This is a genomic window from Enterobacter cloacae complex sp. IR5450 (genome assembly GCF_049238665.1).
Classification (GTDB): Bacteria; Pseudomonadota; Gammaproteobacteria; order Enterobacterales; family Enterobacteriaceae; genus Enterobacter; species Enterobacter hormaechei_C.
In genome coordinates, this window is the sequence record NZ_JBMKIC010000030.1 from 16,253 (window position 1) to 30,344 (window position 14,092).

Consider the following 14,092-nt stretch of genomic DNA (forward strand, 5'->3'; position numbering starts at 1 on the left):
ATATGGAAAAGATCATGTAATATAATGGTGGTTATTAATGTTCTTCTTAATTTTGGAAATTAAATGAGTAGTGTTTTTTATGAGGTTTTTTGCTGTTGATAATTCTTATTAAAATTTGAAGAGCATCCTTTAAGTTATTCGGCTTGAGGATGCTCATTTAAAATTTAAGCAGCGGAGTCTTTTTCAACAGCCAGGAAGGGCGAGTTATCAAGTGCTGCAAAAGATGCTTCATTATTTAGAAGCCGAATAAAGTATCTCTTTTGATCTTTAGTATTAAGGTTTATTAATCCTCCTGTTAGATCAATATTCCGTTGAAATACAGGGAATTTTTGCATAACTTGTTGTATTTGAGGGACTGAAACTCCCGTTTTTACTAAATTCCCTTTTGAAACCATAGCAAGTCTACGCATAAATGCTCTGTCTTTATACATGTCCTTGAAAATATCTAGTGGCACTGGCATACCTTGTGTATTAACAATTCCAAGGTTTATTATTAATGGCGTTGAGTTATTTGCAAGATTATCTATTACACTTTCTAATCCATACATTCTTTCAAGAAGTTTAATGTTTAGCGCATAGTACTTATTCTGAAAAAAGAAGAAGTCAATCGTGTCATTTATATCAATACTGTCATGAGTGATCTTATCTAAGGTTCTGCCATTTAGACTCAAGAAAGACTTTTTTGTTTTCTTATGTAGAGAAACAGGATATTTATGTTGGTAAATGACTACGCTGTTTCCATTACCATCACAAAGGTGGTAAATTACGGCTTTTACCGATGTCAGGCTTTGTGTTGCAAAATCAAACTGTGTTGCATTCCCATTGACACCGAAATTTAGCACGTTGTTCATTTTAGTAAATTCAATTGGGAGATGATTAATTGCTAAGTGATCATATTCGAAAACTTGTTTATCTCTTTCTAATAAAGTGGATACAAGTGGAACGGCCACTTTACCTCTGTTAGGTTCAATAATATTATTGATTAAGCTTTTAGAAAATGAAGTGGTCAGATCTTTTTCAGCATCAGGTTCAAGGTTAACCTTAAATATATCTATCGTACCTTGAATATCAGTGACAAAAAAAGCTTCGCCAGAGATGCGTTTCGATTTTGAAATATTTTCAATGTTAGTGAACATGTCATGACCTCTACACTATTTTAGCCAAATAAGTTTCATTGTCGATTTTTATATACTTTATATTATCTGTGCTCTTTAGAACACTGCGGCAGATTACTGTGCATTTTTTCACTCCACGGTCATGGACATTAGCTTTGTATATTCTGAATCCGAGTATTGCAAGTGATGGGTTAGAATAAAACCGGTTTGTCTTTACGTATATTGCGCCGATTAAAAATATCATCAATCCTAAATTTAATACAGTTCTCTTACTATCGACATCAGTGAAAACTAAGGGCATTATATAAGTGGTTAAAAACTCTAAATGTTCATGGTTTTCATTGCTGATATCCGAGACAGTGCATGCAACAGACCAACCCGAACCAAAGCTATTTGCAAGGACTATTAAAATAATTGCACCAATAAAGATGAAAATCAAACTAACTATGAAAACGATATTTCTCACTTTCAATGACGAGATTGAGAAAGTAAAGTTTTCAGTAAAAATATAGTCCCACACATTTTTTATCAAAACCTTATCGTAGGACATAATTAATAATGATAAAAATAGAAGCCATAGTGATAGTATATATAGTACTGTTTTAAGATATGGCCTGCTATCCATTAGCTTCTCCTGTATAACTTAAAATAGTTTGTATGTTAAAAATTTAGGGGAATCATTTTCCTAATTCTCCAGCTAAAAGTTCAGCCTGCTTCAAAATGGTCTCTGTGGCGAGCAAGGACATATCGGGTGGATAACCATATTTTTTGAGCAGACGTTTTACCACCACGCGAATTTTTGCTCTTGCTGCTTCTTTCACTGTCCAGTCAAGACTGACATTGTTGCGGATAGCCTCTGTAAGTACGACTGCCAGTTCTCGTAGTTTTTCCTTTTCCATTAACTCGCGAGCACTGTCGTTATCTGCAACAGCAGAATAGAAGGCATATTCATAAGCGCTGAGGTTTAACTGGCTGGCAAGGCTGTCAGATTCCTGGATAGTCTTGGCAAGCTTGATTAGCTCATCAATTACCTCCGCTGCGGTCAGTACCTTGTTCTGGTAGCCATTGATTGCAGAGGTCAGCATATCAATCAGTTTTTTGCCTTGGGTGATACTTTGATTCGAGCGAACCTTGATCTCGTCAGAAAGCAGTTTTTTAAGCGTTTCCAAAGCAATATTTCTGTGTTGGTAATCCTTCATTTCCTGAAGGAATTCTTCAGAAAGAACGGAAATATCAGGCTTTTGTATCCCAGCAGCGTCAAAAATATCAACAACTTTATCGGTAACCAGAGCCTGATCGATAGTCTGTTTTACCCGAACTTCCAGACTGTCATTGTGTTCTTCTTCTGATCCGTCTGAGTTTTCAGTAAATTTATTCAGTCTGGCTTTTACTGCCTGGAAGAATGCTACTTCGGGTGCCGCTTCCATTGCTTTATCGTGCGGTGTCGCCAATGCAAATGCCTGCGACAAGGCTGCAACCGCAGCCAGGAAACGCATTTTACCTTTACCGTTATCCAGCCCTAAAATATGGTTTTCTGATTCAAGAATAATTGTCAGGCGTTGTGAGGTAGTTGCGGCAAAGTAAGCTTTGTAATCGTATCCATGCATCATGCCTTCCAGGATTTCCAGCTTTTCCTGCATGAGCGTTACGGCTTCTTCCTGAACCTCAGCAGGATCTCCACGTCCACCTGCATCAGAGTAAAAGGAGAGGGCTTCTTTTAAATCAGAGGCAATGCCCAGATAGTCAACAACCAGACCGCCTATCTTATCTTTATACACACGGTTCACACGGGCAATTGCCTGCATAAGGTTGTGGCCTTTCATTGGTTTGTCGATATACAGCGTATGCATGCTGGGAGCGTCGAAGCCGGTTAACCACATATCACGCACTATCACCAGTTTCAGCTTGTCGTCGTCATCCTTCATACGGTTAGCCAGAACCTGACGTTCTTTTTTTGTGGTGTGGTGTTTGGCAATTTCTGGCCCGTCAGCAGCAGAAGAGGTCATGACGACTTTTATTATACCGTCATTTAAATCATCGCTGTGCCATTCAGGTTTTAAGGCTATGATTTCTTTATATAGTTCAGCAGCAATACGGCGGGACATGGTAACAATCATGCCCTTACCATGATCGGCATTGGATTTTAAGCGCTGCTCAAAGTGCAGAACCATATCCGCCGCAATCGCTTTAATACGTTTTGAACTGCCAATCAAACCTTCGATTCTGGCCCATTTAGAACGTTCTTTTTGCGTGAGCGTCAGTTCGTCCTCGTTAAACTCATCATCAAAGTCTTCAATAAGCTGACGACCTTCATCACTGATGGCAATTTTGGCAAGACGGCTTTCATAAAAGATACGAACTGTTGCACCATCTTCAACGGCCTGCGAGATATCGTAGATATCAACATAGTTACCAAAAACAGCAGGCGTGTTGACGTCCGTTTTTTCTATGGGGGTTCCGGTAAAGCCGAGATAGGTCGCATTAGGTAAGGCATCACGCATATATTTGGCAAAGCCATAAACAGTGCGCTTACCTGTAACGTTGCCTTCACTGTCTTTCACGTCAACTTCTTTGGCGCTGAAACCGTATTGTGAACGGTGGGCTTCATCAGCGATAACGACAATATTGGTTCTGTCTGACAACAACTCATAGATATTGCTGCCATCATTAGGCTGGAATTTTTGAATAGTGGTAAACACCACACCACCAGAGGCTACGCGCAAATATTCTTTGAGTTCTTCCCGGTTGTCGGCCTGTTTTGGTGTCTGACGAAGTAGCTGAGTGGCAGAAGAAAACGTACCGAATAGCTGATCATCCAAATCGTTACGGTCAGTGATCACTACCACTGTTGGATTATTCAGCGCCAGTACAATCTTCCCGGTATAAAACACCATCGAAAGCGATTTACCGGAACCCTGGGTATGCCACACGACCCCCGCTTTACGATCTCCGGTTTTTTGCGCATTAACAAGAACTTTACTGTTACGTCCCTGCTGGCGCAGTGCTACTTCGGCAGAGGGGGAATCTGCATTTACACCTGAGGCACGAATAGTGGAAAGTACTGCTGCATTAACCGCGTAGTACTGGTGATAAGCAGCCATTTTTTTAACGGTACGGATACTGATAATCCCTTTGCTGTCTTCATGTTTGCTGGCTTCAAACACGATAAAGTGGCGGATCACATCCAACAGCGTTACAGGATTAAGCAATCCCTGTAATAAAACTTCGAGCTGTGGTTGGGTACTGGTAGCTTGTGTTTTACCATTAGCGGTTTTCCATGTCATATAACGACTGAAATCGGCAGAAACCGTCCCCGCTTTGGCTTCCAGCCCGTCAGATATCACATTAAAAGCATTGTAGTTAAACAGAACGGGGATTTGGTTCTGATAGGTTTTAATCTGATTATAGGCACCTGTTACCGTAGCATTTTCGTCAGCGGCATTTTTAAGTTCGATAACGACTAATGGCAGGCCGTTGATGAATAAAATAAGATCAGGTCGGCGGGTATGATTGCCTTCTTTGATGGTGAGCTGATTAATGACCAGAAATTCATTATTAGTGGGATCGTTAAAGTCGATCAGGCAGGCCAGCTCTCCTTGTGTATTACCATCCTTACTGACTTCGATATTGATCCCTTCGGTCAACAGGCGATGAAAGGCCAGATTGTTTGCCATTAGATCAGGTGTGCTGATCTGCATCACCTGTTTCAGGGCTTCCTCACACTTCTGTTCACTAAGGTGCGGATTCAGGCGTTGTAGAGCAATACGCACCTTATCTTCAAGGATAACCTGCTGATAGCTACGTAACGGATTGATGCCACTGGGTTCAATGTCCGGGCCGTAAACATACTCATAGCCCAGCCCTTGCAGGTGCTCAATTACCATTACTTCAATATCGGATTCGGTCATCTTTGCCATGCGTACTGTCCTTATTGCCGCTTAACCAGAGAGCGGGCTGTACACCCGCATAATTATTTTATGCTACTGATGCGATTGCTTCTTCTGCATACTGAACCCGTACTTCACCGCTCATCAGTTTGGGAAGTAAGGTATCGCGGAGTTTTTCTAAGCTATCAATTTGTTTTGAGTTGTTAATAAGTTTACTTTCAAATGAATCTAATAGCTCATTAATTATACGTAGCGAAGCTTCTGTTGGCAGATTAACATTGAACTTCTTAAGATGATCCAAGTTAACTCGTTGTCTGCCAGTTGAACCTTCCATACAGCTTTCTGCATATTCTTTGAAGTCCGGGTTTCGGCACATGATATATGAGATAAAAGGATGGATTTCTTTTTTAGGACGCATAACTATGAATTCGGTAGAACCCCATCCAGTTTCATTGTCGTCTAAAAAATCAATATAGGCCGCTTTCCCATTTTCTAAACATGGGGTAATTCTGGCTAGCAAGGTATCTCGTTTAGTAAATTTAGTTCCTGAAGAAAATGGACGTCTGTAATATCCATTTGCACGAAAAATAACAGTGCTCAGTCCAGCCATGTCCAAATAAGTAGCGTCTTGGCTTTTAATTAAAGTTCGCTTTGGATTAAAGTCAATTATCTGATCTATACTAACTGATACACCAGTACTATCTAAAATAAACCACTGCCTAAACAGGGTTTCGGCCATGGATTCCAGAGTTTTATTCTGGCGATGAAGCAAGTCTATTTTGTCATCAAGAGAGGACAGCACAGAGGCGATGGCTTTTTGCTCTGGCAGTGAAGGTAATAGGATCTCTTGACTATAAGCGGTATCCCTGTTTAGTCCAGGAACAGCGCTATCTTCGTTCAGTTCTTCCAGCCCTAATGTTTTCAACAAATAGAATAAAAAAACAAAATCATATTTCGAAGGGTTAGGTAAAATATAATAAGCAGTATCAATACACCAAAATGGTCCATAAGTTAAGTACGCTTTCCCAACAGTTCCTTTACGACCAATAATAATTCCTTGTTCGTTTATTAATGCTTTGTTATGCCAACCAGTTAATCCACCTGAACTATATACAGGTATAGAGCCAGCATTCCTATCCTGTGCCTTTAATGCTTTACCATAATTAAGAATGACAATCTCACCAAGTTTAGTTTTTATCCACTGACTCATAAAACCACCTTCGCCAGACTCTCAGCGATAGACTTATTCAGATGCGCTTCTTCTTCCAATTGTGCTTCAAACTCCGCTTTAAGAGCCGTAAAACGTTCTTTAAAGTCAAAATCGTCTTCTTCGTCAGCAAGGCCAACATAACGGCCAGGCGTCAGCACATAATCAAGTTTAGCGACTTCATTGATATCGACAGATGCACAGAAACCAGCCACATCTTCGTAGTCGCCACCTTTGTTACGCCAGTTATGGTAGGTGTCAGCAATAGTTTTGATATCTTCGTCAGAAAGCACTTTGCTACGGCGGTTGATTAAATGACCAAGATTACGGGCATCAATAAACAGAATTTCTTTACTGCGATCACGATAATGACTGCTGTTTTCACGATCTCGGCGCATAAACCATAAGGCCGCTGGGATCTGGGTATTCAGGAACAGTTTTGCGGGTAAGTTAACGATACAATCAATCACATTGGCATCTTTGACCAGTGCTGCACGAATATCACCTTCACCCGAACTTTTAGAGGTTAAAGCCCCTTTTGCCAGCACAACGCCAGCCTGACCTTTTGGCGACAGGTGATACAGGAAGTGTTGCATCCAGGCAAAGTTAGCGTTGCCAGCAGGTGGAATGCCATATTGCCAGCGGGCATCACCACGAAGCTGCTCACCAGACCAGTCGGAAACGTTAAACGGTGGGTTAGCTATGATAAAATCAGATTTCAAATCTTTGTGAGCATCGTTAAGAAATGAACCTTCATTATTCCAGCGAACGTGTTCAGAATTAATCCCACGAATTGCCAGGTTCATTTTTGCCAGACGCCAGGTGGTCTGGTTGGACTCCTGCCCATAGATCGAAATATCGTCAATATTTCCCTGATGTGCTTCTACAAATTTTTCTGACTGAACGAACATACCACCAGAACCACAGCAGGGGTCAAAGACTCGGCCTTTATAGGGTTCCAGCATGTTAACCAGCAGGCTTACGATGGATTTTGGCGTATAGAACTGACCGCCCTGTTTACCTTCTGCCAGTGCAAATTCACCAAGGAAGTATTCGAATACGTGGCCTAATACATCAGCAGAACGCGCTTTGGCATCTCCCAGTGCAATGTTGCCAATCAAATCTATCAGTTCACCCAGCACGGTGGCGTCGAGGTTCTGGCGAGCGTAGACTTTCGGCAGCACACCTTTTAGCTGTGGGTTACCCGCTTCGATAAGCTCCATAGCATCATCAACCAGCTTACCGATTTCAGGTAGCTTGGCCTTAGATATTAGATAGTTCCAGCGTGCAAGCTCAGGGACAAAGAAAATGTTGTAAGCGGTGTACTCGTCTTTATCTTCCGGGTCAGCGCCTGCGAACTCGCCTTCACCTGCCTTCAGCAACTCATAATGAGATTCAAAAGAATCAGAAATATACTTAAGGAAAATGAGGCCCAGCACGACATGCTTATACTCGGCTGCATCAATGTTTTTACGCAGCTTGTCTGCCGCTTTCCACAGGATGACTTCTAACGGATCTGTTTTGATTTCTTTAGGTTTTCTTGCCATTGGCGTAACTTCGTGAATTAGGATGGTAGCCCTATTTTGCCTTAAAGTTCCGCTTGTTACGAGCTTATACAGCGATTAATTATTATCTGATTTTAGTGTTTTCGTTCAGCTCAGCAAGTGCAATGACTCATGGGGTAAGTGCTTTGTAACAGGGTTGTTGATGTCAGTCGTTGGCCCTCAATGGAGTCACGGTCATAGACATAATTGCTGTATAGCTGTTAATGTTTGTCTGGGTGAATTTCTACTACTCGGACTAACACCAAGTGAGTTCCATACTACATAACTGTGAGCATTTTCTGTACCCTTTACTCTATCCTCTTCTTGCATATTTACAGGAAGATAAAGCAAAAGATACAAAACTTTGTAATCAAAAAACTGTCTTAATGTACTTACATCACGTTTAGTTATTAAGTTTTTTGTCATGGTGAAAATTTTTACTTGGTCATTAAAATTCATCGGATGTTAATATTCTAAACGAATAGGATGTCAAGCTAAAATGATGTGTCAAGTTGTTTGTAAAGTGAGAGGTTTATTTTTGGAAGATATGCTTAAGAGAAGTATATATGATATTTTACTGAGTAAAATTATTGATATGCAAGGTTGGCAGAGGTTTTCTTTCTTTTCTAACCGAAGGGAAGAAAAGCAAGGGGAACTCGAAGAAGCAAGCGCAGCGGCTTCGCAGAGTTAGCCCTTGCTTCTCTTATAATTGGCATTATTCATTCAAGAACAATAGGATCTTCGCTTGTACAAGCGAAGCTATAATAAAAACAATCAATTAATTATTTTAAAAGTATTAAACAAGAACCTATTGACATTCATAAAATACAAGTTATTTATAATGTATGCCATAAATAAAAAGTTTTATGTCATATGTATCCTGCACTATGTGCAGTTAATGTACCACTTGTCCCATAGATGGGAATATTGGAAAGGTTACTTTGTTTTGAAGTAGCCTTTCGTCCTTCAATATTAACGATTACTTATTGCTATTACCAAGTCCAGTCGAATCGAAGAACATCTTTTATCTGAAACGACTCCTAATACCCGGTTAAAGCCACAATAACTCTCGCATACGTAGACCAAAGAAAAATTATGATATTAAATATGTGATTTTTTTTAGTGTTAAGTTGAATAATTAAATACTGGAGAGTTTTCTGTGCACTACCAATTGCTGGTTCATCTGTTCTGCCGCTGATGTTTCTGACGAATCTCCCGGTGACACAGAACTGTCCCTCTCTACCAGCCTTTATTCGACTCAATGTCCGGCTGCTGATACGCAGTTATCCCTTCGTATCAATGACTGACACTTAAACGTAATGCTTTGGTTGCTGGCGTATCTGACAGCTTCTTCGGCGTGAAGGTCGTTGTGTAAGTATACTTCTTGGTTTATTTAGGCTATATAAAACATGACTATGACTTGCTGTTTTCAGTAAGAGTCTTATCATCCAAAGAATTTATTCTAGAAATTCTTTTTAACTCATTAAGATAATCAACCTCGTTTTCTAAGAACCAATGAAGAACTTTAGAATTGCCAAGTAATTTATTAATATATGACTGGATTATAACGAATTTCAACATATCTGAACCATACTCGGTTTGAAGCTTTTTCGTTTCTTCCGAAGTTGTTGCCATTTCTTGTTCCAGACGAAGTATGGTTTTTTTTATGTCCTTTTTATAGGGAGTGTTTTTCCCTTTATTTACTATCATCGATGCCGGTGTTGCATCCAAGATGCTCATTGCAAATTTTTTACTATAATTATCAAAATTAATCATTGTACCGACTGCTTCAATTTGGCGAATTGGCTTCATTTTCCTCAAAACGTCAAATGTAGCCTTAGGTATAGGTTTATCAGAAAGTTTCGCAATTACACTTGGATCTATGCCGTTCATCACATTCGCTTTATCTTTTATGGCATCAACAGATATGCCCAAAGCAGCACTAAGTTTTTCAATTGATACTTTTGCCAGAGACTTAATTATCATTCTATGTTCTTCAACTACATTTATATGATTCACTTGTTTGTTAGGAGTGAAAGCATCATCTATGCTCGAAAGTATACATGGAGCTTTTTCTATACCTAAGTCTTTTAAAGCCTCAACCCTTAAATGGCCATCAAGTATCTTAGTGACATCTTTATCTTTGTCATAGAATACTATTATTGGTTCAATAATACCTAAGCTTTCGATAGAGGTAACTATTTGATGATATTTATGGCTTCGCTTTACGTTTTCTAATAATTCCTTAGATGGAATTAACTTATTAGTTTCCAGGTAAATAAAATTATCGCCAAAACGTATCTGAATCATTTTAATACCTCTTTGTTTACTGGGGTTAATATCTGAGATGGTAGTTCTGAAAGATTCTCTTGTTCAAGTATATGTTGAAAGCTTTTATTCATCATTATGATGTTAAAAATCTCATTTACTATTAGTAGGTTGGTTTTTATGAATTTTGAGTTGTTATAAACAGATTTATGTTCAGCGATACTATTTTCATAAAGCTCAATCAACTCCTCTGCAGTCATCCTTTTTGATGGTTTGTGATAATAAAATCCGGCTGCTTTTGCACCTTTATTCCCAACTGTTCTTTGATTTAGAATGTGTTTTATCTTTATAATGTCCCGACTTTTTATTAATTTTTTATCATATGCTTCGGTAAGAATATCTTGTGCTTCCTCAGTTTCACATCTTGCAAATTGCACTGCGAGATACAGAGGCAAATTACCCCGTTCGACTGCTGAGAGAAGTTTATGCTCTCCCTTATCAAGTAGCATATTAATACTGCTCACCCAGTTCGATGAATATCCAGTAATCTCACTTATTTCGGAGTCTGAAAGTCCTCTGATTTTCATGTCTTTAATCACCTGTAATAACTCATTAGAACGTGGTCTTCTCCTTGCAATGTTTTCAACTAAACTCATAACGTAAGCATCTTCTTCTGATACATCTCTTATAATTGCTGGAATAATAGTTTCACCTAATGCAACGAGAGCCTCTATTCTCCCTTGACCACAAATTAAAGCATATTTGAAATCGCCTTCATCAATAGCTCTTACGCTTATAGGCTTGCTTAATCCTCTTTTTTTTATGCTTTCCTTTATTTCTTCATGCACTAACTTATTTCTTGTTCGTGGGTTAAGAAATTTTATTTTTGCAATCTCAATTTGAATTATTGGGAATTCATTTTTTTCAGGCAGCATATAGTTCCCTCACTTTCATGCGAGTTATAATTTGTAGAAGTTTATCAAGATTATCAAATCTATAGAGATCTAATCGAATGTTGTTTGTTTCCGTCATGCACATTTTATTATATTCGTTTTCAATCTTTGGTATGATATAAAAATCAAGAGGTGAAATATTTTGTGAATTCATTCGTATAACAATTGTTATGTCTGCTTTCTGTGAGTTATCAAACCGGACTTTCCATCTAAGTTTACCTGATTTCATATGTATGCATTTAGTAACAAGGACGGAAATTAAAAACTCATCATTGATGTAAAGCATTGGGGCATATTTATACTCGTCTATATGACAGTTACTTTTTAAAATTTCACCCTTAAAATCCTCAATTATCTCTGAGTGAAATGATCTTAGTGCTTCATTTATTTTGAGATAGCTGTAATCATGTTCTGGCTTATAACCAATCAAAGTATATGCTCTTAAAAGACCACCAAATCGGGTTCTATAAACAGAAGATGAAGGGCCTGTATCATCTTCATCAATGATAAAGCCTGATAGTTTTCCATTAGATTCTAATTTTTGTTTTAGTTTTTCTAATAGATCTTCATTAGTCAAATGAATGGATCGGAGCTGAATTATTTCTTGAGCTTTATTGTATTTTTTCTTTGAAATAATAGGTTTATATGCCTTGTCACATCTAACCCATTCATGTTTGGGGTTTTTTACAAGTCTACTTTTTAATTTAGATGAGGTTTTGTTATATATGTTGTTTCCAATATATTTTTCATTTGTCAAAATTTGATGTATTTTTGCACGAGTCCATAATGTTCCATTTTCTGCAGGTATGTTCTGTTCATTTAATCTCTCAGCAATAATGAATTCTGGGACGTTATTATCTATAAAGAGATCATATATTCTATTTACAATTTTTATTTCATTTTTTGGTCCCGGAATTAATATTACCCTATCTGTTTGAATACTCTTTCTTTTGCGGAAACTCAATATTTCTTTAGCTATGCCATTTTCGTCTACTAAAAGACGTCTCAGCCCATAACCAGCCATACCGCCTTGATGATAACCAAGCTTTATTAAATTTACTTGCCCTATAAATACCTTTTCAGATAAATTCCTGCTGTGATATGCAGCACTAGATCTTTTTATATTCAGTATAACAGAGGACTCTAAAGGGAAATCTTTAGTGGGTATAGGTTCGGAACAATATATAAGATCTACACCATTTCTCTCAAATAGAAAGGAATAATATGCCGCTTCATCACTATTTTGAAAACGACCAAAACGGCTCACATCATAAAATAATACAGCCTGTATATCTATTTTCTTTTGTTCTACATCGCTAAGTAACTGCTGCAAAGAATGCCTGCCTACGATACTGACTCCGCTCTTACCTGCATCATCGTAGGTATAAGCGATTTCCATATTGTTCTTTTCAGCATAATCTTTGATATATTCGGACTGATTATGTAAAGAATATTGCTGATGGTCGGTAGACATCCTCAAGTACTGCGCGACCCTAACTCTATGATTTTTGTCATTTTCGCTAGCCATGCACGAAACCTCATGGATGATTCAATACAATGTAGAGGATAAAATTGATCAAATTTTAACCGAATTCAACTGTTTTATCATTGATTAGAGCGAATTTGGTAGATCTTCGAGGTGTATGATAATCGAGAAGAGATGTGAATTATTTAGCTGATATGACCGACAGCTTTCGTTATGTGGACTCAATGTCCCCATTTGTAAATGGCTATGCTTAGTCCACATAGGTTAATGGTGTGATTATTAATTCTTTAACTAAATCAAGATAGTTAATCCATCATGGGAGAGTTATGCGGCAATAACTTTGCATTTTTGAGACGAAACATAGTCACTCCACCATTGCATGAGAACCACCCGTTCAGTGAGATACTCTGCACGATTGTAGGCTGCAATTATTTCATCTTTCTTCGAGTGGGCAAGGGCGGCTTCTAAGACATCAGTCCTAAACTTGCCAGACTCCTCAGCAGCCGTTCTAGCAATGGATCGCATACCGTGAGCTACAAGCTCACCTCCGAAACCCATACGGATTATGGCCGCATTAGCTGTTTGTTCATGCATGTGATTGAGTGGAGCTTTGATACTGGGGAACACCCACTCTCTATGCCCGCTGATGACTTTCATTAAATCCAAAACTCGCAAAGCTTCTTTGCTCAGTGGAACTTTGTGAGGCTTCTTCATTTTCATAAACTCCGCCGGGATGTTCCACATGCCAGTTTCAATATCAATATCTGACCATCTTGTGCGAACAGCTTCACCTGGGCGAACCCATGTGAGAAGTTGCCACTCAATCAGTAGCCTTGTTTCCAAACGGATAGAAGCATTGTTTAGAGCAACCAAGAAGCGAGGGAGTTCGGAAGGGGGTAATGCTGGCATATTCTGTTTTTTTGGCTTGCTGAACCGTTGCCCCAGGTTGTCTGCCGGGTTGAATTCTATGAGTTCTTCTGTTGCTGCATAGCGGAAAATTTCATTCAGGCGGGATATGATGCGGCGAAGTGTTTCAAGGACACCTCGTTTTTCTATGGGTTCTAAATGCTGTTTAAGCATTTTAGGGCGAATCTCCTTAATTGGGGTATCACCCAATGTGGAAAAGATATTTCTCTCTAGGCTTCGCCAGATGTCGTTAGCATGATCTTGGGAGATGCCTGACGTTTTGACTTTCTCATCAAGCCACTTCTTGGCTACTGCTTGAAATGTATGTTCCGTGGCATCTTTCAGTGCATTGGCTTTTTGGTTGTTATGAACTTGGGGGTCTATACCATTTGTAAGCAACGACAAGTATTCATCACGTAAAGCTCGTGCCTTCGCAAGTGTAAGGTGAGGATAGGTTCCTAAGCTCACCTTAGTTCGCTTTTTGGTCACAGGCACTGCATATCTGAAATACCAATTTTTCTTCCCTCCCTTCGCCAGGGGAGCGATTCGCAACAGCAAACCATCGCCGTCAAAAAGGTTAACCTCTTTTTCGGCAGGTTTGGTGCTTTTGATTTCAGTGTCAGTGAGCTTCTTAGCGATTTTGGCCATGTTTGGGACCCTCGATTTTAGGACCCATCTTCGTGGGTCCCATTCAGGGTGCCATAACTCGTAGTTCTCAGCAATTCT

General features: G+C 39.1%; 9 protein-coding genes. All 9 read right to left on the reverse strand.

Features of this window, described 5'->3' with window-relative positions; translation table 11 throughout:
• Window positions 1-164: 164 nt before the first annotated feature.
• Window positions 165-1,136 carry a Kiwa anti-phage protein KwaB-like domain-containing protein gene (locus tag ACOTYB_RS19180; RefSeq protein WP_000494846.1) on the reverse strand — a complete coding sequence of 324 codons (972 nt, stop codon included), beginning with the start codon at window positions 1,134-1,136 and terminating at the stop codon, window positions 165-167.
• Between the two features lie 10 nt (window positions 1,137-1,146).
• Window positions 1,147-1,740, reverse strand: a complete 594-nt coding sequence (kwaA, locus tag ACOTYB_RS19185; RefSeq protein WP_000378353.1) for an anti-phage protein KwaA — start codon at window positions 1,738-1,740, stop codon at window positions 1,147-1,149.
• A 52-nt stretch (window positions 1,741-1,792) separates the two neighbouring features.
• Complete coding sequence (locus tag ACOTYB_RS19190) at window positions 1,793-5,032, reverse strand: type I restriction endonuclease subunit R (protein WP_001096909.1); 3,240 nt, start codon at window positions 5,030-5,032, stop codon at window positions 1,793-1,795.
• Between the two features lie 58 nt (window positions 5,033-5,090).
• Window positions 5,091-6,212 (reverse strand): restriction endonuclease subunit S, encoded by a 1,122-nt coding sequence (locus ACOTYB_RS19195; RefSeq protein WP_021536851.1) that lies wholly within the window; start codon window positions 6,210-6,212, stop codon window positions 5,091-5,093.
• Complete coding sequence (locus tag ACOTYB_RS19200; protein WP_000101605.1) at window positions 6,209-7,756, reverse strand: type I restriction-modification system subunit M; 1,548 nt, start codon at window positions 7,754-7,756, stop codon at window positions 6,209-6,211. The genes ACOTYB_RS19195 and ACOTYB_RS19200 overlap by 4 nt, the downstream gene beginning before the upstream one ends.
• Before the next feature lie 1,410 nt (window positions 7,757-9,166).
• The gene (locus tag ACOTYB_RS19205) at window positions 9,167-10,063 is read right to left on the reverse strand and encodes a ParB/RepB/Spo0J family partition protein (RefSeq protein ID WP_000614783.1); all 897 of its coding nucleotides are present in this window, start codon (window positions 10,061-10,063) and stop codon (window positions 9,167-9,169) included.
• On the reverse strand, window positions 10,060-10,956 hold the full coding sequence (locus ACOTYB_RS19210; RefSeq protein WP_000936460.1) for a ParB/RepB/Spo0J family partition protein: 897 nt from the start codon (window positions 10,954-10,956) through the stop codon (window positions 10,060-10,062). Before ACOTYB_RS19210 ends, ACOTYB_RS19205 begins: the two co-directional genes overlap by 4 nt.
• On the reverse strand, window positions 10,946-12,502 hold the full coding sequence (locus ACOTYB_RS19215) for a recombinase family protein (RefSeq protein WP_000135614.1): 1,557 nt from the start codon (window positions 12,500-12,502) through the stop codon (window positions 10,946-10,948). Before ACOTYB_RS19215 ends, ACOTYB_RS19210 begins: the two co-directional genes overlap by 11 nt.
• Before the next feature lie 282 nt (window positions 12,503-12,784).
• The gene (locus ACOTYB_RS19220; RefSeq protein WP_001062342.1) at window positions 12,785-14,014 is read right to left on the reverse strand and encodes an integrase domain-containing protein; all 1,230 of its coding nucleotides are present in this window, start codon (window positions 14,012-14,014) and stop codon (window positions 12,785-12,787) included.
• Between the last annotated feature and the right edge of the window lie 78 nt (window positions 14,015-14,092).